Genomic DNA, 16,377 nt, shown 5'->3' with positions numbered 1-16,377 from the left:
CGGTCTCCGGGGATTGGGGGTCAGGCGGGGCGGCGGGACAGGTGGCGGTGCAGTTGCCACGGCGTCAGCACCCAGGGCGCGCGCAGCCCGATCAGCCGCTTGACCGCCTCGACGCAGGTGAAGGGGCCCCAGGGCGCGGCTGCGGCCGGACGGTGCAGCGGGGCGGCGTCGACCGTCAGCCCCTGGGCGCGGTACCAGCCCGGCAGGTCGAAGCCGGCCGGCAGGTCGAGCACCGCGATGTCGGTGAAGCCGGCCAGCGGGTCGACAACCACCCAGCGCCGCCCGTCGTGCAGCAGGGCGAGGCAGTGGCGGAATCCCGGCTTCAGCACCCGCAGCCACCACAGCGGCGCCTCGCCGCGATAGACCACCCAGGCGGTCACCGGGCGGAAGGCGGGCGACAGGCTCATCGGGCGATGCCCTTGTCGCGCAGCGCCGGGGCGATGACGTCGAAGGCTTCGCGCCACAGGGCGTGGGCGCGCTGCTCGCGGAACCGCTCCGCGTCGGGGGCGCTCAGCCGGCGGCCGTAATGGACCAGCACGTGCAGATGGTCGCGCTGCAGCCGGCGCGCCCGGTACAGCCGGTCGACCACCCGCAGGACGTCCTGCGGTTCGCACGGCCGCTCGACCAGCCCGCGCCCGGCGACGACACGGGCGCCCGCCGCCTTGGCGTCCTGCGCCTGCACCGCCCAGAACCACGCCTCCTCCGCGCCGTCGAAGGGCTGGCCGTCCGCCGCATAGGGTTCGGGGACCGCCGGTGCGGAACGGTGCGGCCGAACGGCGGGCAAAGGGGTGGTGGCCGGACTCAGCATGCTGGTCTCCATCGGAAGCCGGATTTTCAAGGACTGGACCGGGTCGGCCGCGCCGCACCGGTGTTTGCGTTATGTTCCGGCCAACCGCGGCGGTCAACGACTTTATGAAAAAGTTCCTAGGGACGGGGGTGCGGCTTTATGAGATTATCGTCCCATGCTGAAACACACGGACATCTGGCGGGCCATCGACCGCCTTGCGGCGCAGCACGGGCTTTCCGCCTCCGGGCTGGCGCGGCGCGCCGGACTGGATCCGACGACCTTCAACAAGAGCAAGCGCACGACCAGCGACGGCAAGCTGCGCTGGCCGTCGACGGAAAGCATCTCCAAGGTGCTGGACGCCACCGGCGCCTCGTTGACGGAGTTCGTCAGCCTGGTCGGCGATGGCACCGGCACCAATCCACTGCAGCGGGTCCCGGTGATCGGCTATGCCCAGGCGGGCTCCGCCGGCTATTTCGACGACGCCGGCTTCCCGGCCGGCAGCGGCTGGGACGAACTGCTGTTCCCCAGCCTGGGCGACCCGCACGCCTACGCGCTGGAGATCTCGGGCGACAGCATGGAGCCGGTGTACCGCGACGGTGACACCATCATCATCTCCCCCGCCGCGCAGATCCGCCGCAACGACCGCGTCGTCGTCCGCACCAAGGGCGGCGAGGTGATGGCGAAGCAACTGATCCGCGAAACCGCGACCCGGATCGAGCTGCTGTCGATCAACCGCGCCCACCCCGACCGCAGCATCCCGCTGTCGGACGTCGCCTGGATGGCGCGGATCATCTGGGCCAGCCAGTGAGGGTGGGGGCTGCGCGCTGAGGCGGATGGACCGCCGATGCCCCCTCCCCATCCCTCCCCATCCCTCCCCCGCCTTCGGCGGTGGAGGGGCAGGAAGTTCGTCGGCGTGACATTCGGCAAAAGAGCGGCGGAGTTCCCTCTCCCGCGTGAGCGGGGGAGGGTTAGGGAGGGGGCAAATACCTCTCCGATCCGGCATTTATCCTAGGAAAATTTCCCTTTACACCCCAGGCAACCACACGCTACCGTCCAATCCATGGACCGTACCGCCCGCCTGGACAGCCTTCACCGCACCCATGACGGCCAGCCGCCGAAGCCCGAGCTTCGCCTCGCCCTGCTCGGCGGTCCCAGCCGCGCCGATGCTCTCAAACGCGCCGCAACGCTCCGCCTGCACACCGACCTCACGGCGGAAGCGCGCCTCGCAATAGCCCGGCGCCGCCGCGGTCTGACCGCGACGTCCTGCCGGGCCGACGCGTGGCTGGCCCGCCTGGCCGCCACGCTGGCCCATCACCGCGGCGCCGCGGTCACGCTGCTGCTCGATCAGCGGAACGCGTATTCCCAATAGAGCGCCCGCGCCCGCTCGAAGCAGGGGCCGGCGGCGAAGCTGCGGTCCTCCACCTTGGTGACCGGCACGCATTTGGCGTGGTTGCCGGTGGAGAAGACCTCGTCGGCGTCCAGCACGTCCTGCGGGGTCAGGGTGCATTCCTCCACCGTGACGCCGTCGTTGCGCAGCAGGCCGATGATGCGCTGGCGGGTGATGCCGTTCAGGAAACAGCCGTTGGGCACCGGCGTCCGCACCACGCCGTCCTTGGCGATGAACAGGTTGGAAGTGGCGAATTCGGCGACGTTGCCGATGACGTCCAGCATGATGGCGTTCTGGAAGCCGCGCTTGCGCGCCTCGGTCAGCGCCAGCCCGGCGTTGGGGTAGAGGCAGGCGGCCTTGGCCTCGGTCGGGGCCATGGTCGGGATCGGCCGGCGGCGGGTGGAGATGCAGGCGGCAAAGCCGGTCGGCTTGGGCAGCGGGTCCTCGTAGACCGACAGGACGAAGCGCGTCGTCTCCGGCGCCGGGGCGACGAAGCCGTCCTCGGCGTAGAACATCGGGCGGATGTAAAGCTCGGCGTCCTTGGAGAAGCGGCGGATGCCGTCCCAGCACAGCTCCTCGATCTCGCCGGCGGTCACCATCGGCTCCAGCCCCATGACCTGGGCCGAGCGGATGGCGCGGGCGCAATGCTGGTCGAGGTCGGGGGCCACGCCCTGGAAGGCGCGCGCGCCGTCGAAGACCGTCGAAGAGAGCCACAGCGTGTGCGACAGCGGTCCGACGATCGGGGGGTTGCCCTCCACCCACTCGCCCTGGATCCAGCTCCACGCCTGCCCTGCCATGCCGCCCATGATACGTCCTTCCCTCGTCTGAGACTGTGCCGATTGGTTGAGCCGATCGGTCGGGCGCCGCCGGAGCGCGCCGCCCGTGCTACGTCGTTTTCGATCCCGGCCTCCGGAAAGCATACCCCCTCGTCGCCATCGGTCAACCGCCGCACAAGTGAACGCTGCACAAGACGGGAGCGCTTTGCGGGTTGGACCGTTGATGTGGGGGAAGACCGCAAGACCATCACAGAGGAGCGACCGATGCCCATCACCGACAGCGCCGGCCTGAACGCCGCCCCACCGAACCCTCAACCGCGCCCGCACGAGGATGTCCCGGTCGTCGACGTGCCGATCACCGACAACCCCGACCTGCCCGACCCGGGCGGCCCCGGCACCACCGACGCACCGGTCCCCGGCGGCGATTTGCCGCCGTCGCAGCCGATCAACCCGGACTTCGTTTGATAGCACCCGCCCAAACGCAAACGAGGCGCCCCGGTGGGGGCGCCTCGCCTGTGGCAACGACGAACGCGACGGCTGCGATCAGCGGCGCACGACCATCAGCTTCTTGATCTCGGCGATGGCCTTGGCGGGGTTCAGACCCTTCGGGCACGCCTTGGTGCAGTTCATGATGGTGTGGCAGCGGTACAGGCGGAACGGGTCCTCGAGGTTGTCGAGGCGCTCGCCCGTCATCTCGTCGCGGCTGTCGACGATCCAGCGGTAGGCCTGGAGCAGGATCGACGGACCGAGGTAACGGTCGCCGTTCCACCAGTAGCTGGGGCAGGAGGTCGAGCAGCAGAAGCACAGGATGCACTCGTAGAGGCCGTCCAGCTTGGCGCGGTCCTCCGGCGACTGCAGGCGTTCGCGGCTGGGGGCCGGCGACTGGGTCTGCAGCCACGGCTTGATCGAGGCGAGCTGCGCGTAGACGTGGTTCAGGTCGGGGACCAGATCCTTCACCACCGGCATGTGCGGCAGCGGGTAGATCTTGACGTCGCCCGGAACCTCGTCGATCGCCTTCAGGCAGGCCAGCGTGTTCGTGCCGTCGATGTTCATCGCGCACGAGCCGCAGATGCCCTCGCGGCAGGAGCGCCGGAAGGTCAGCGTGCTGTCGACCTGGTTCTTGATGTAGATGATCGCGTCCAGGATCATCGGCCCGAACTTGTCGAGGTCGACGACATAGGTGTCGACCCGCGGGTTCTGGCCGTCCTCGGGGCTCCAGCGGTAGATCTTGAAGCTCTTGGCCCGCTTGGCGCCGTTCGCGACGTTGACGGTCTTGCCGACGCCGACCTTGGAGTTGGCTGGCAGGTTGAATTCAACCATGGCTGATATCCTTGCTATCCGGCTGGTCTATCCGGCGGGCCTTAGTAGACGCGGGCCTTCGGCGGGAAGACGTCGACTTCGTCGGTCAGGGTGTACATGTGGACCGGGCGGTAATCGATCCGGGTCTCGCCATTGTCCCCGACCCAGATGACGGTGTGCTTCATCCAGCTCTCGTCGTCGCGGTTCGGATAATCCTCACGCGCGTGGGCGCCGCGGCTCTCCGGACGGTTCTGCGCCGAATGCAGCGTGGCGACCGCCTGCCCCAGCAGGTTGTCCAGCTCCAGCGCCTCGACCAGATCGGAGTTCCAGACCAGCGAGCGGTCGGAGATCGCCATCTCGCCCTTCTTGGCGAAGACGGCGTCGATCTTCTTCACGCCCTCGTCCAGGACCTCGCCGGTGCGGAAGACGGCGCAGTTGTTCTGCATCGTCCGCTGCATCTCCAGCCGCAGGTCGGCCGACTTGATCGAGCCCTTGGCGTTGCGGATGCGGTCGAACCGCTCCAGCGCCTTGTCGGTGCTGCTGTCCTTGACCGACGGGGCCTTGCCCGGCTCGACGATCTCGGCGGCGCGGATGGCGGCCGAGCGGCCGAACACCACGAGGTCGAGCAGCGAGTTGGAGCCCAGGCGGTTGGCGCCGTGGACCGACACGCAGGCCGCCTCGCCGATCGCCATCAGGCCGGGGACGACCTGGTCGGGGTTGTCGGCGGTCGGCGACACCACTTCGCAGCGGAAGTTGGTCGGGATGCCGCCCATGTTGTAGTGGACGGTCGGCAGAACCGGGATCGGCTCCTTGGTGACGTCCACGTTCGCGAAGATCTTGGCCGTCTCGGCGATGCCGGGCAGGCGCTGGTGGATGATCTCCGGCGGCAGGTGCTCCAGGTGCAGGTGGATGTGGTCCTTGTGCTCACCCACGCCGCGGCCTTCGCGGATCTCGATGGTCATCGAGCGGGACACGACGTCGCGCGACGCCAGATCCTTGGCCGACGGGGCGTAGCGCTCCATGAAGCGCTCGCCGTTGGAGTTGGTCAGGTAGCCACCCTCGCCGCGCACGCCCTCGGTGATGAGGCAGCCGGAGCCGTAGATGCCGGTCGGGTGGAACTGCACGAACTCCATGTCCTGCAGCGGCAGGCCGGCGCGCAGGACCATGCCGCCGCCGTCGCCGGTGCAGGTGTGGGCCGAGGTCGCCGAGAAGTAGGCGCGGCCGTAGCCGCCGGTCGCCAGCACGACCAGCTGGCCGCGGAAGCGGTGCAGCGTGCCGTCGTCCAGGTTCCAGGCCAGCACGCCCTTGCAGACGCCGTCCTCCATGATGAGGTCGAGCGCGAAGTACTCGACGAAGAACTCCGCCTCGTGCTTCAGCGACTGCTGGTAGAGCGTGTGCAGGATGGCGTGGCCGGTGCGGTCGGCGGCGGCGCAGGTCCGGTAGGCCTGGGTCTTGCCGTACTGCGCGGTCATGCCGCCGAAGGCGCGCTGGTAGATCTTGCCTTCGGGCGTGCGCGAGAACGGAACGCCGTAGTGCTCCAGCTCGATGATCGCCGGGATCGCCTCGCGGCACATGTACTCGATGGCGTCCTGGTCGCCCAGCCAGTCCGACCCCTTGACGGTGTCGTACATGTGGTAGCGCCAGTCGTCCTCGCCCATGTTGCCGAGCGCGGCCGAGATGCCGCCCTGCGCCGCCACGGTGTGGCTGCGGGTCGGGAACACCTTGGTGATGCAGGCGGTCTTCAGGCCCTTTTCGGCCATGCCGAAGGTGGCGCGCAGACCGGCGCCGCCGGCGCCGACGACGACGACGTCATAGGTGTGGTCGATGATGTTGTAAGCGGTCGCCATGGTCGGTCAGGCTCCGATGAAAATCTTCACGACGGCGAGCACGCAGGCCGCCGCCAGCGCGAAGGACAGGAACTTGATGGCGATGATCAGCGCCAGCTTCTGCCATTCGACATGGACGTAATCCTCGACCACCACCTGCATGCCCGCCTGGGCATGGTGGAAGGTGACGGCCGCCGTCAGGATCATCATGACCGCCGAGAAGGGCGACTTCATCCAGGCCACGAAGGCGGCGTGGCCGGCACCCAGATGGCCGATGACGCCGAAGACGAACCAGACGGTCAGCGGAACCAGGGCCAGCGCGCTGAGGCGCTGGTGCCACCAATGCTCGGTGCCGTACTTGGCCGAGCCCAGGCCGCGGGCGTGGGCCAGCGGCGAGCGGAGGGTCTTGTTGTTGGACGCCATGCTCTCTCTCCTCACCACACGGCCAGGCCGACGATCCAGGTCAGCACGGTCAGGACGGCCGTGGCGACGATCACGATCTTGGCGCCACGCTCGGCGTCGGGCAGTTCCAGCGACTTGCCGGTGTCCCAGATCAGGTGACGGATGCCGTTGCACAGGTGGTAGTACAGCGCGATCGACCAGCCGAACATCAGCAGCATTCCGAAGAACGAGCCGATGAAGCCCTGGGCCCGCGCGAAGGCGTCCGGGCCCACCGCGGCGGCAACCAGCCACCAGGTCAGCAGAAGCGTGCCCACGGCCAGCCCCACGCCCATAATGCGGTGCGTGATGGACAGCGCCATGGTCCACTGGAACTTGTAGATTTGGAGATGCGGGGAGAGCGGCCGACCGCTGCCGTTTGCCATTGCGTCGTCCTCTGTTCGCGGCCGGGCGCGGCGCAACATGACGATTGCCGCGGCGGCTGGGTGGTGCGTGCCCTTTTGGGACGGTTCTCCGTCCTATTGGTTGGCGCAATGAATTACGCTCCCGCAGCAGCCGAGTCAACGGCGGGGGGTGGCCGAAAGTGCTGGTGTGACGATTTTGGCGCAGCGCGGGAAGTGGCTGAAAAGAAACGCCCTTCAGGTTCCGTGGTATTACCAGCAACCGTGGGCAGCGGCGGCGGCCGATCCTGCGGTCCCGCTACTTGTCGAAGCGGCGCACGTTCTCCACCATCATCGAGTACATCTGCGTAATCAGTTCCGCCGGGCGCAGGCGGCCGAACGGAATGTTGTCCTTGGCCCATTCCACCAGCCCGGGCGGCGGCTTGACCGGCGCCACCTCGTACCCCGCCTTCTTCAGCGCCGCGGTCACGGCACGGGCCTGCTTGGCATAATCCTCGTTGAAGAAGGACTTGTCGGCGTCCTTGATCGCCTTGGCGATGAGATCCTCGATGGGCGGGGCGGGCATGCCGGGGCTGCGGTGCTTTGGTTCGGGAACGGTTGACGCCACCCTGTCACAGCGCGGGGAGGTTCGCAATTCCGCGGTGGCCGCCACCGCCCTACCCATTCCGACCGCCCAGGTCCGGCGCCATTGGGGTGCTCCAAGTGTTCGCCGGCGTCTGGCGGGCATGTCGCTGCGCCCTGCCCAGCGACTGCCAGACAGGACGCAGGTTGCGCCAGTCCTTCCGAACATATCAGTGCATTCCACTGCCCGAAAGGTCAGTGGATACTGTCATCTGCACGGAAGGTCAGTAGACATTGCTTGCGGAGAGCGCTTCCATTGCCCGGCCTCCATTGGTTTTCCGCAAGCCTCGGACTGGGAGAGGGAACTGGAATGGCGCACCCGACCGACGCGACCCTCGACCTCGGCCCGAACGCGCTGGGGGCGGCGCCCAGCCGGTCGCGCGAGGGTGTCCTGTTCGCCGGCGCGGTGTCGATCCTGGTGCTGGCGCTGTGGAGCATCCCGAAGCTCAGCTTCGCCGACGGCGGTGTCCATGTCGCGATGGCGCATCTGCTGACGGTGCTGGAGACCGGCACCGCCGATCCCATCCTGTCGCAGTACTTCACCCCCAACATCCAGGCCGAACCCAACTGGTTCATCTATCCGATCCTGGCCGGCCTGCTGCGGGTGTTCGATCCCTATACGGCCGAGAAAATCCTGCTGACCGGCTATGTGATCGGCTTCCCCTACGCCTTCCGCTACGCGGTGACGGCGGTCAACCCGCGCAACGCGCCGCTGTCCTGGTTCGCCCTGCCCTTCGTGTTCTCCTGGCCGCTCAACCTCGGCCTTTACAACTTCATCTTCAGCCTGGTCTGGCTGTTCGTCGCCCTGGGCTATGCCCTGCGCCGTTGGACCGCGATGACGCCGGCCCGCACCCTGGTGATGACGCTGCTGGGACTGATCACCTACGCCTCCCACCTGACCGCCGCCATTGTGCTGTGCCTGTGTCTGGGCGGACTCGGCGTCTGGCTGCTGTGGTGCGAGATCCGGCACCCCGGGTCATCGGGATTGCGGCGCGCCGAACCGCGCCAGAGGGTGGACGGAGGCGCAGCCCGCCGGCTGTGGGTGCCCTTCGCCGCCTTTGCGCTGGCGATGCTGCCCATCGTGGTGCTGACGCTGCTGTTCGCCCTGCGCAACACCGGGCAGAAGGTGGAGTTCGGGCCGGACCTCTGGTACCGGACCAAGATGCTGCTCTACGGCAACGTCATCCTGTCGCACACGCGGTGGGAGGGGGTGTTCTCAACCCCGGTGGCGCTGCTGCCCATCGTGGCGGCGCCGGCGCTGCTGATCGCCCGCCGCCGCGGGCGGTCACCGGCGCCGGCCGGCCCGGCCTCCCCCCTCGACGGCATGCTGGTGGGCGCGCTCCTGGTGCTGCTGTTCAGCTACGCCATTCCCAACAGCATGTCGGGCGGCGGGCTGGCGGTGCAGCGCATCCAGATCTTTCCGTATCTCGTGCTGATGCTCTGGCTGGCGCTGGTCAGCGACTGGCCCGCCCTGCGCCGGGCGACCACCGTGATCGCCGGGGTGGCGACGGCCGGGCTGCTCGCCATCAACCTGCAGCACAACCACCGGAACAGCCGCTACGTCGCCGAGTTCGACAGCGCCGTCGAATGGCTGGAGCCGGGACGGACCATGCTGCTGCTCGATTTCACCGGATGGAAGGCCAGCCCGGATGGGGCGCATGACAGCTTTCGCCTGAACTTCGTCGGCCATCCGCAGTCGCTCTTCGTGGTGAACCGTCCGCTGGTCGACCTGAACCTCTATCAGGCGTCGACCCCGAACTTTCCGGTGCGCTACCGGCGCGACACCGATCCCTACGTCCACCTGCGCGGCAACGGCGCGAACCCCGAGACGCCGCCGACCGACGAGTTCCTGATGGCCGGGACGCGCAGCGCCATCCAGGTCGATTATGTCCTGGTCTGGGGGCTGACGCCGGAGCGCGCCGCCATGGACGGAGCCGACCTCGCCCTCGACCAGCTGGCCGCCGGCTACGAGTTGGTCCACGTCTCCGACCATGGCTGGATGCGCGTCTACCGGCGTCGGGAGTGACCGGGCCCTACGAGGCCAGCGCCGCGTCCTTCTCCGCGATGACGTTGGCGATGGCGGCGCGTTCGGCGGCGGTCAGGCGCAGGCTGGCGCTCTTCAACTGGCCGCAGGCCGCCATGATGTCCTCGCCGCGCGGGGTGCGGACCGGGCTGGCGTAGCCGGCGTTGTTGACGATGTCGCCGAACACCTGGATCGCCCGGTCGGTCGAGCGCTCGTACGGCGCGCCCGGCCACGGGTTGAAGGGGATCAGGTTGATCTTGGCCGGCACGCCCTCCAGCAGCTTGACCAGCGCGCGGGCGTCGGCCGGCGTGTCGTTCACGCCCTTCAGCATCACGTATTCGAAGGTGATGCGGCGGGCGTTGGACAGGCCGGGGTAATTGCGGCAGGCGTCGATCAGCTCCCGCAGCGGGTACTTGCGGTTGATCGGCATGATGATGTTGCGCAGCTCGTCGGTGACGGCGTGCAGGCTGACCGCGAGGTTGACGTTCAGCTCCTGCCCGCAACGCTCCATCATCGGCACGACGCCGGAGGTCGACAGCGTGATGCGCCGCTTGGAGATCGAGATGCCGTCGCCGTCCATCACGATCTTCAGCGCCTTGGCGACGTTCTCGTAATTGAACAGCGGTTCGCCCATGCCCATCATGACGATGTTGGACAGCATGCGCCCGTCGGGCGGCGCCGGCCATTCGCCCAGCATGTCGCGGGCCAGCATGACCTGCGCCAGGATTTCCGACGAATCCAGGTTGCGGACCAGCCGCTGCGTGCCGGTGTGGCAGAAACGGCAGGTCAGCGTGCAGCCGACCTGGGAGGAGACGCAGAGCGTGCCGCGGTCCGTCTCGGGGATGTGGACGCTTTCCACATCCTGGCCGTCGGGCATGCGCAGCAGCCACTTGCGGGTGCCGTCCGTCGATGTCAGGTCCGTCACCACCGTCGGCCGCGCCACGACGTAGAGGTCGGCCAGCTTTTCCCGCACCGGCTTGGCCAGCGTGGTCATCTCGGCGAAATCGGTGGAGCCGCGGTGATAGATCCAGTGCCAGAGCTGGCGCGCCCGGAATTTCTCCAGGCCGACCGACAGCATCTCGGCTTCCAGCTCATCGCGGGACAGGCCGACAAGGTTCTTGCGGCCGTCGGCGTCGGTCGCCGGCAGCACGAAGGTGGAGGCATGATGGGAGGCGCTCATGGCCCGATTACATAGGGCCATGAGCGCGCGGAGTCAAAAGACCAAGTGAAAAAAGACCAAGTGGATCGCTGGGCGGACCGCCGGGCCGAAGGCCGGGCGGACCAACCGTGACGATCAGCGCTTCACGCCGCAGGCTTCGTTGATCGCGTCATAGGCTTGGCCGACGCCGTCCAGGCTGTAGGTGTCGGTCGTCTTGGTGCCGCGGCCGGACACGCCCTTGACCACCATCTGCTTGCCGTTGCGCAGGGCGGCGGTGACCGCACGGTCGGTTTCCGGATCGCGGGCCCAGGCGGTCTCGCCGTCGGTGAACAGCTTGAAGGCCTTGCCGTCGATGGTGACGTCGCCGTCGCTGCCCTTCTTGAACGGATAGCCGACGATGATGCTGACGACGTCCAGCGTCTTTTCCGCCGGGCGGTGCGTGACCAGCGCGTAGACGTCGCCGCGCTTGGCCTTGGCCGGGTCCGACTTCTTGGGCTGGCTCGACATGTAGCAGACCTTGCGGCCGTTCTCCTCGAAGGCGAACGCGTTCCAGTCCTTGAAGGTGCCGAGATGGCGCGGGTCGGCTGCGGCGGCGGGCGCCGCCAGCAGGCCGCTCAGGACGGCGGACGCGGCGAGGGCGGAGAGGACAGAACCGGCAAAGGCGGCCCCGGCAATGCGGCGGACGGCGGTGTGTTGCAACATCGGTCTTGCGTCGGCTCGTGGTTGGTCCGTGGGGTGCGGGCGGACACTACCCCAAAGGGACAGCCCATTCCAAGGCCGGAGGGCCGGATCGGACCCGCTTTCTCACGAGGCCCGGCACCCGCATCGTGACATTTCGCCGCACCGGGAGCACCATCGGATTTGATGCAAATCCTGGAGAAATACCGGGTTCCCGCTATACCGAAGGTTGGCGCCGTCACGGTCGGGACGGGCCGCGAGGGGGATGGGCATGGCCAAGATACTGGTGGTGGACGACGATCCGGTCACGCGCAACCTGATCCGCGCGATCCTGACCCGGGACGAGCATGACGTGACGCTGTGCGCCGGCGCGGTCGAAGCGATCGAGGCGCTGTCCTTCCAGCCCTTCGACCTGCTGCTGACCGACATCATCATGCCGCAGCACGACGGGTTCGAAGTGATCCAGGCGGCGCGCAACCTGCGCCCGGAGATGCCGGTGATGATCCTGTCGGCGATCGACGGCAAGGTGCCGCAGGATCTGACCGCCGCCGCCTTCGCCCGGCTGGGCGTGTCCCGCGTCATCGCCAAGCCGATCAACCCGTCGCTGCTGGCGTCGGAGGTTCTGGCCGCCATCGTTGCGGGATGACCGGCACGGGCCCGCCGTTGTACGGCAATGGCGTCTTCGGTTGAATGAACAACGGGATGGGATTACTTTGGCGCTTGCGCACCGATGAGTCGCAACCGGTGGGAATGCCATGCTCCACGACGATGCACGGCCGGGGACGGTCGGACCGGTCGCCAGGCCGCCGTTCAGGGTCCTGATCGTCGATGCCGATCCCGCGCTTCTGGCCACGGCCCGCACCGCGCTCGACGGGCTGGCGATCGACGGCGCCGGGGTCACGCTCGACTCCGTCACCTCCGCCGCCGAGGCGCGCACGGCGTTGCAGGAGCATCCCGATACCGCCCTGATCCTGCTGGAGATCGCGCTGGAAGGCGGCCGCGCCGGGCTGGAGCTGATCGCCCACCTGCGCCGCGACCTGGGCAACCGACGCACCCGCATCGTCGTCTGCGCCGCCCATCCCGACGCAGCCAGCGAGGAGGAGGCGATCACCGCCAACGACGTCAGCGACTGGCGTCCCAAGGCAGAGCTGACGCCGCGCGCGCTGCGCACCGCGGTCGCCGGGCAGCTGCGCACCTTCGCCGGCCTCCAGGCGCTGGCGGCCGGGCGCAAGGGGCTGGCCCGCATGCTGGTGGCCACCACCGGCCTCTTGGAGATGCGCACCCCCGACGTCCTGTTCCCCAACATCCTGCCGCGCGTGGTCGGGCTGCTCGGCATCGGGCACCACGCGCTGCTGTGCATCCAGGGCGACACCCTGCCGCGCGACCGCAGGATCCGGGTGCGCGCCGCCACCGGCCGCTTCGCCCGCTGGAAGGACGTGGATCTGGCGGAGCTGGGCGAACCGCGGGTCGAAGCCGCGCTGGACCGGCTGTCGCCCGGCAGCGAGACCATCGTCGAGCCGGACTTCTGCGCGCTGCGCCTGCGCGCCAGCGGCGGCATCACCGGCATGATCTATGTCGAGGGCCGCAACGACGGCACCGCGCGCGAGTGGCAGTTGCTGGAGCTGTTCCGCAACAAATGCTCCATCGCCTTCGAGAACGCCCTGCTGATCGAGGAGCTGAACACCTCGCAGAAGGCCACCGTGCTGGCGATGGGCGCGCTCGCCGAATACAAGGACAACGCGGCGACCGGCCATCTGCAGCGCATGGAACGGCTGGTCGGCGCCATCGCCCGCGAACTGCACCGGCGCGAGGCGTTCCGCGACGAGTTGGACGCCGACTTCGTCGAGAAGGTCGGGCTGGCCGCCCTGCTGCACGACGTCGGCATGCTGAGCGTGTCGGACGAGACGCTGGGCATGCCGGGGGAGCTGACCGGCATCGACATGCAGATGATCCAGCGCCACACCGAGATCGGCCACCGCATCCTGGCCGAAGCGGCGGTGCCGCTGCGCGGCCGGTCGCTGCTGTCCATCGCGGCGGAGATCGCGCGCTGCCACCACGAGCGCTACGACGGCTCCGGCTATCGGGAAGGGCTGAAGGGCGACGCCATCCCGATCAGCGCCCGCATCACCGCGGTGGCCGACGTGTTCGACGCGCTGATCACCCGCCGGCAATACCGCGGCGCCTGGCTGGTGGAGGACGCCATCGCCTGGATCATCGAGCGGTCGGGGCGCGATTTCGACCCGCGGGTCGTCGACGCCTTCGTCCACGTCGTCCGCCGCTTCCAGACCGACGCCCCCGACTGGTTCCCCAGGGCGGAAGGCAGCCACGGCATGCTGGGCGGCGCCATCGGCCGCAAGCTCCGCGCCCTGTTCGGCCGCCGGGCGGCGGCGATGTGAGACTGGGGCCTCGGGGTGTGAAACGCTGACCGGCGTGGAAGGCGGGGTGCAACGTCTGGCGTGGCTGATGGGTTGACTTTATAGTCATTCCACGTCCACGAGGAGCGCCGAGGCATGGCCGACGTCGTCATCTACACCACGCCCTTCTGTCCCTACTGCATGCGGGCCAAGAGCCTGCTCGACCGCAAGGGCGTCCGCTACGAGGAAATCGACCTCTACGTCCAGCCGGGCCGCCGCAGCGAGATGATCGAGCGGTCGGAGGGCCGGACCACCGTCCCGCAGATCTTCATCGACGGGAAGCCCTACGGCGGCAGCGACGACATCCACGCGCTGGACCGCGCCGGCAAGCTCGACCCGCTGCTGGGCATCGCGGCATGAGCGGCAGCGTCGTGAAGGCGGCTTGCGTCCAGGTGAACGCCGGCACCGAGCTGGAGCCGAACCTGCGCGCGGCGGGCGACCTCGTCCGCCGCGCGCGCGACGCCGGGGCGGAGTTCATCACCCTGCCGGAGAATGTCGGCTGGGTCGTCCAGGGTCGCGCCAAGACGATGGAGCGGGTGCGGACCGAGGCGGAGCATCCCGGCATCCCCTTCTTCGCCGATCTGGCGCGGGAAACCGGGGCCTGGATCCTGGGCGGCACGCTGCATGTCCTGCTGGACGAGCAGCGGATCGCCAACCGCAGCTATCTGTACGACGCCGAAGGCCGGATCGTCGCCCATTACGACAAGATCCACATGTTCGACGTCACGCTGAAGGACGGCGAGGTCTACCGCGAATCCGCCACCTTCCGGCCGGGCGAACGCGCGGTGGTCGCCAACACCCCCTGGGGCGGCGTCGGCCTGACCATCTGCTACGACGTGCGCTTCCCCTATCTGCACCGGGCGCTGGCCAAGGCGGGGGCGATGATCCTCACCGCGCCGGCCGCCTTCACCGTGCCGACCGGCCGGGCGCACTGGCACACGCTGCTGCGCGCCCGCGCCATCGAGACCGGCTGCTTCGTCGTCGCCCCGGCCCAGACCGGCACCCACGACGAGGGCCGCCAGACCTACGGCCACTCCCTGCTGATCGCCCCCTGGGGCGAGGTGCTGGCCGATGCCGGCAGCGACGTTGGGTTCATCGTCGCCGACCTCGACCTCGACCGCGTCGCCGAGGCGCGCGGCATGGTCCCGTCACTGACCCACGACCGCGCTTTCGAGGTGGAGCGCCTCGGGTTCTGAGAGACGGCGCGTTCCGGCGGTCAGGGAGGGGGCAGCGGCACGCCGGCCCCCCCCTCCACCGCGTCCCGCATCGCACAGAGGCGCTGGATGACCGCCGGCTTCGGCGCCGTTACCTCGCCCTGCTCGAAGGCGACCACCGTCAGGCGGTCACGGACGACCTCCAGCAACTCGCCGCTGCGCAGCAGGAAATCGGGCGAGGACGGGCGGCCGAAACGGGCGTTGCCGGCGGCGAAGGTCTCGTAGATCAGGACGCCGCCGGGCTCCAGCGCCGCCAGGATCGCCGGGAACAGCGGGCGGTGCAGGTAGTTGGCGACGACGATCCCGGCAAAGCGCTGATCCTCCGGCAGCGGCCCGAGGGTGCCGGTCTGGGTGCCGGTCTCCAGGTCGGCCTGCACCAGCGTCACCCCGTCGGCGCCGTCCAGGTCGGCGACGCCGCCGAGGTTGCGGTCCAGCCCGACCACCGGGTGGCCGCGGTCGCGGAACAGCCGCAGATGCCGCCCGCCACCGCAGGCGAGGTCGAGCACCTCGCCGCCGGCGCGGACCAGCGGGGCGAAGCGCACCACCCAGGGCGACGGCGGGGACGGTGGACCGGAGGACGGGGTTGGCAAAGGCGAGGTGGACGGCATCGGCGGACCCTCTGGAACCATGATCGAACGGGTGGATTGAGCGGCCGGAATGGAAGACAACCCCGTCCGGCGTTTGACGGCGCGGCCCGGGCGTGCTGAATTAAGGCCGTTCCCGAGTCGCGCCGCAACCCGGTTCGGCGCCCGGGCTTTCGACCATTCCTTTGCCGGTAGTTCTTGGGGCTTGTGGGGACATGATCCTCTTCGCGTTGAAATGTTCGTCCGACCATCGGTTCGAGGCGTGGTTCCGCAACGGCGCCGCCTATGACGAGCAGGCGGCGGCCCACCAGATCGCCTGCCCGATCTGCGGCGACACCGTCGTCGCCAAGGCGCCGATGGCCCCGCGGATCGCCAGGGGCGTGGCCAAGGCCGCCGACCGCGCGCAGGAGCAGGCAGCGGCGGCAGCCAACGCCGGTGCGCCCGCCGCCGTGGCGCCCGCCGCCGCGCCGGCGCTGCCGGTCCCGATACCGGCGCCGGCGCTGGCGCCGGCCGACATGATGGCCGCCCTGCCGCCGACGCTGAACGACGCCCAGCGCGAGGCGGTGGCCGAGGTGATGCGGCAGTTGACCGAGGTCCGCCGCAGCGTCGAGAAGAACTGCGACTATGTCGGCGACCAGTTCGCCGAGGAGGCCCGCCGCATCCATTACGGCGAGTCCGACCCGCGCGGCATCTACGGCGAGGCGTCGGAGGAGGAGGTCGCCGAACTCAATGAAGAGGGTGTGACATTTCACCGCATCCCCTGGATCCCGCGCACCGATTCCTGACCCGTCCCCGCCCCGGCCAAGTGA

General features: G+C 69.0%; 20 protein-coding genes. 9 read left to right on the top strand and 11 right to left on the bottom strand.

Features of this window, described 5'->3' with window-relative positions; genetic code table 11:
* Window positions 1-20: 20 nt before the first annotated feature.
* A complete protein-coding gene (locus tag TSO352_RS15470) occupies window positions 21-407 on the bottom strand; it encodes a hypothetical protein (protein ID WP_109108173.1) in 387 nt (128 codons plus the stop codon).
* Window positions 404-808 carry a hypothetical protein gene (locus tag TSO352_RS15465; RefSeq protein ID WP_109108351.1) on the bottom strand — a complete coding sequence of 135 codons (405 nt, stop codon included), beginning with the start codon at window positions 806-808 and terminating at the stop codon, window positions 404-406. The genes TSO352_RS15470 and TSO352_RS15465 overlap by 4 nt, the downstream gene beginning before the upstream one ends.
* A 154-nt stretch (window positions 809-962) precedes the next feature.
* On the opposite strand from TSO352_RS15465, the gene TSO352_RS15460 reads away from it, so the two are divergent.
* Both TSO352_RS15460 and TSO352_RS15455 read left to right on the top strand, forming a co-directional pair.
* Complete coding sequence (locus TSO352_RS15460) at window positions 963-1,595, top strand: helix-turn-helix transcriptional regulator (protein ID WP_109108172.1); 633 nt, start codon at window positions 963-965, stop codon at window positions 1,593-1,595.
* Window positions 1,596-1,847: 252 nt separating this feature from the next.
* Complete coding sequence (locus TSO352_RS15455; protein WP_109108171.1) at window positions 1,848-2,156, top strand: hypothetical protein; 309 nt, start codon at window positions 1,848-1,850, stop codon at window positions 2,154-2,156.
* Here the strand turns inward: TSO352_RS15455 and TSO352_RS15450 are convergent.
* Window positions 2,132-2,980 (bottom strand): branched-chain amino acid aminotransferase, encoded by an 849-nt coding sequence (locus tag TSO352_RS15450; RefSeq protein WP_109108170.1) that lies wholly within the window; start codon window positions 2,978-2,980, stop codon window positions 2,132-2,134. The genes TSO352_RS15455 and TSO352_RS15450 overlap by 25 nt on opposite strands.
* 234 nt (window positions 2,981-3,214) lie before the next feature.
* On the opposite strand from TSO352_RS15450, the gene TSO352_RS15445 reads away from it, so the two are divergent.
* Window positions 3,215-3,415: a hypothetical protein gene (locus TSO352_RS15445; RefSeq protein ID WP_109108169.1), complete on the top strand. Its 201-nt coding sequence runs from the start codon at window positions 3,215-3,217 to the stop codon at window positions 3,413-3,415.
* 78 nt (window positions 3,416-3,493) lie between these two features.
* On the opposite strand, the gene TSO352_RS15440 is transcribed toward TSO352_RS15445, so the two are convergent.
* The 5 genes from TSO352_RS15440 to TSO352_RS15420 form a co-directional block, all read right to left on the bottom strand.
* Window positions 3,494-4,270 carry a succinate dehydrogenase iron-sulfur subunit gene (locus TSO352_RS15440; protein ID WP_109108168.1) on the bottom strand — a complete coding sequence of 259 codons (777 nt, stop codon included), beginning with the start codon at window positions 4,268-4,270 and terminating at the stop codon, window positions 3,494-3,496.
* A gap of 41 nt (window positions 4,271-4,311) precedes the next feature.
* Entirely contained in the window at window positions 4,312-6,096 is a 1,785-nt protein-coding gene (gene sdhA / locus TSO352_RS15435; RefSeq protein WP_109108167.1) for a succinate dehydrogenase flavoprotein subunit, read from the bottom strand.
* A gap of 6 nt (window positions 6,097-6,102) precedes the next feature.
* The gene (gene sdhD / locus TSO352_RS15430; RefSeq protein WP_109108166.1) at window positions 6,103-6,498 is read right to left on the bottom strand and encodes a succinate dehydrogenase, hydrophobic membrane anchor protein; all 396 of its coding nucleotides are present in this window, start codon (window positions 6,496-6,498) and stop codon (window positions 6,103-6,105) included.
* Between the two features lie 11 nt (window positions 6,499-6,509).
* The gene (sdhC, locus tag TSO352_RS15425) at window positions 6,510-6,899 is read right to left on the bottom strand and encodes a succinate dehydrogenase, cytochrome b556 subunit (protein ID WP_109108165.1); all 390 of its coding nucleotides are present in this window, start codon (window positions 6,897-6,899) and stop codon (window positions 6,510-6,512) included.
* 274 nt (window positions 6,900-7,173) lie between these two features.
* On the bottom strand, window positions 7,174-7,440 hold the full coding sequence (locus TSO352_RS15420; protein ID WP_109108164.1) for a hypothetical protein: 267 nt from the start codon (window positions 7,438-7,440) through the stop codon (window positions 7,174-7,176).
* A 366-nt stretch (window positions 7,441-7,806) separates the two neighbouring features.
* On the opposite strand from TSO352_RS15420, the gene TSO352_RS33235 reads away from it, so the two are divergent.
* The gene (locus TSO352_RS33235; protein WP_158284593.1) at window positions 7,807-9,522 is read left to right on the top strand and encodes a hypothetical protein; all 1,716 of its coding nucleotides are present in this window, start codon (window positions 7,807-7,809) and stop codon (window positions 9,520-9,522) included.
* Window positions 9,523-9,529: 7 nt separating this feature from the next.
* On the opposite strand, the gene rlmN is transcribed toward TSO352_RS33235, so the two are convergent.
* Complete coding sequence (rlmN, locus tag TSO352_RS15405) at window positions 9,530-10,699, bottom strand: 23S rRNA (adenine(2503)-C(2))-methyltransferase RlmN (RefSeq protein WP_109108162.1); 1,170 nt, start codon at window positions 10,697-10,699, stop codon at window positions 9,530-9,532.
* Window positions 10,700-10,813: 114 nt separating this feature from the next.
* A complete protein-coding gene (locus tag TSO352_RS15400; protein WP_109108161.1) occupies window positions 10,814-11,380 on the bottom strand; it encodes an invasion associated locus B family protein in 567 nt (188 codons plus the stop codon).
* Window positions 11,381-11,627: 247 nt separating this feature from the next.
* On the opposite strand from TSO352_RS15400, the gene TSO352_RS15395 reads away from it, so the two are divergent.
* The 4 genes from TSO352_RS15395 to TSO352_RS15380 all read left to right on the top strand — a co-directional run bounded on the left by TSO352_RS15395 (window position 11,628) and on the right by TSO352_RS15380 (window position 14,966).
* Window positions 11,628-12,002: a response regulator gene (locus TSO352_RS15395; RefSeq protein ID WP_109108349.1), complete on the top strand. Its 375-nt coding sequence runs from the start codon at window positions 11,628-11,630 to the stop codon at window positions 12,000-12,002.
* A 109-nt stretch (window positions 12,003-12,111) separates the two neighbouring features.
* Window positions 12,112-13,752 carry a response regulator gene (locus TSO352_RS15390; protein WP_109108160.1) on the top strand — a complete coding sequence of 547 codons (1,641 nt, stop codon included), beginning with the start codon at window positions 12,112-12,114 and terminating at the stop codon, window positions 13,750-13,752.
* A 114-nt stretch (window positions 13,753-13,866) separates the two neighbouring features.
* Complete coding sequence (gene grxC, locus TSO352_RS15385; protein WP_109108159.1) at window positions 13,867-14,130, top strand: glutaredoxin 3; 264 nt, start codon at window positions 13,867-13,869, stop codon at window positions 14,128-14,130.
* Window positions 14,127-14,966 (top strand): carbon-nitrogen hydrolase family protein, encoded by an 840-nt coding sequence (locus TSO352_RS15380; RefSeq protein WP_109108158.1) that lies wholly within the window; start codon window positions 14,127-14,129, stop codon window positions 14,964-14,966. The genes grxC and TSO352_RS15380 overlap by 4 nt, the downstream gene beginning before the upstream one ends.
* A 20-nt stretch (window positions 14,967-14,986) precedes the next feature.
* Here TSO352_RS15380 and TSO352_RS15375 read toward each other — a convergent pair whose 3' ends face one another.
* Complete coding sequence (locus tag TSO352_RS15375) at window positions 14,987-15,592, bottom strand: methyltransferase domain-containing protein (protein ID WP_109108157.1); 606 nt, start codon at window positions 15,590-15,592, stop codon at window positions 14,987-14,989.
* A 191-nt stretch (window positions 15,593-15,783) separates the two neighbouring features.
* Here TSO352_RS15375 and TSO352_RS15370 point away from each other — a divergent pair, with 191 nt between their 5' ends.
* Entirely contained in the window at window positions 15,784-16,353 is a 570-nt protein-coding gene (locus TSO352_RS15370; RefSeq protein ID WP_109108156.1) for a DUF1178 family protein, read from the top strand.
* The last annotated feature ends 24 nt before the right edge of the window (window positions 16,354-16,377 follow it).

This window comes from Azospirillum sp. TSO35-2 (assembly GCF_003116095.1).
GTDB lineage: Bacteria > Pseudomonadota > Alphaproteobacteria > Azospirillales > Azospirillaceae > Azospirillum.
The sequence above is the reverse complement of the archived record's forward strand: the minus strand, read 5'-3'. Positions and strand labels throughout refer to the sequence as shown.

Coding starts and splice junctions, on each gene's coding strand:
- TSO352_RS15470 (WP_109108173.1), bottom strand. CDS start 407: ATGAGCCTGTCGCCCGCCTTCCGCCCGGTGACCGCCTGGGTGGTCTAT.
- TSO352_RS15465 (WP_109108351.1), bottom strand. CDS start 808: ATGCTGAGTCCGGCCACCACCCCTTTGCCCGCCGTTCGGCCGCACCGT.
- TSO352_RS15460 (WP_109108172.1), top strand. CDS start 963: ATGCTGAAACACACGGACATCTGGCGGGCCATCGACCGCCTTGCGGCG.
- TSO352_RS15455 (WP_109108171.1), top strand. CDS start 1,848: ATGGACCGTACCGCCCGCCTGGACAGCCTTCACCGCACCCATGACGGC.
- TSO352_RS15450 (WP_109108170.1), bottom strand. CDS start 2,980: ATGGGCGGCATGGCAGGGCAGGCGTGGAGCTGGATCCAGGGCGAGTGG.
- TSO352_RS15445 (WP_109108169.1), top strand. CDS start 3,215: ATGCCCATCACCGACAGCGCCGGCCTGAACGCCGCCCCACCGAACCCT.
- TSO352_RS15440 (WP_109108168.1), bottom strand. CDS start 4,270: ATGGTTGAATTCAACCTGCCAGCCAACTCCAAGGTCGGCGTCGGCAAG.
- sdhA (WP_109108167.1), bottom strand. CDS start 6,096: ATGGCGACCGCTTACAACATCATCGACCACACCTATGACGTCGTCGTC.
- sdhD (WP_109108166.1), bottom strand. CDS start 6,498: ATGGCGTCCAACAACAAGACCCTCCGCTCGCCGCTGGCCCACGCCCGC.
- sdhC (WP_109108165.1), bottom strand. CDS start 6,899: ATGGCAAACGGCAGCGGTCGGCCGCTCTCCCCGCATCTCCAAATCTAC.
- TSO352_RS15420 (WP_109108164.1), bottom strand. CDS start 7,440: ATGCCCGCCCCGCCCATCGAGGATCTCATCGCCAAGGCGATCAAGGAC.
- TSO352_RS33235 (WP_158284593.1), top strand. CDS start 7,807: ATGGCGCACCCGACCGACGCGACCCTCGACCTCGGCCCGAACGCGCTG.
- rlmN (WP_109108162.1), bottom strand. CDS start 10,699: ATGAGCGCCTCCCATCATGCCTCCACCTTCGTGCTGCCGGCGACCGAC.
- TSO352_RS15400 (WP_109108161.1), bottom strand. CDS start 11,380: ATGTTGCAACACACCGCCGTCCGCCGCATTGCCGGGGCCGCCTTTGCC.
- TSO352_RS15395 (WP_109108349.1), top strand. CDS start 11,628: ATGGCCAAGATACTGGTGGTGGACGACGATCCGGTCACGCGCAACCTG.
- TSO352_RS15390 (WP_109108160.1), top strand. CDS start 12,112: ATGCTCCACGACGATGCACGGCCGGGGACGGTCGGACCGGTCGCCAGG.
- grxC (WP_109108159.1), top strand. CDS start 13,867: ATGGCCGACGTCGTCATCTACACCACGCCCTTCTGTCCCTACTGCATG.
- TSO352_RS15380 (WP_109108158.1), top strand. CDS start 14,127: ATGAGCGGCAGCGTCGTGAAGGCGGCTTGCGTCCAGGTGAACGCCGGC.
- TSO352_RS15375 (WP_109108157.1), bottom strand. CDS start 15,592: ATGCCGTCCACCTCGCCTTTGCCAACCCCGTCCTCCGGTCCACCGTCC.
- TSO352_RS15370 (WP_109108156.1), top strand. CDS start 15,784: ATGATCCTCTTCGCGTTGAAATGTTCGTCCGACCATCGGTTCGAGGCG.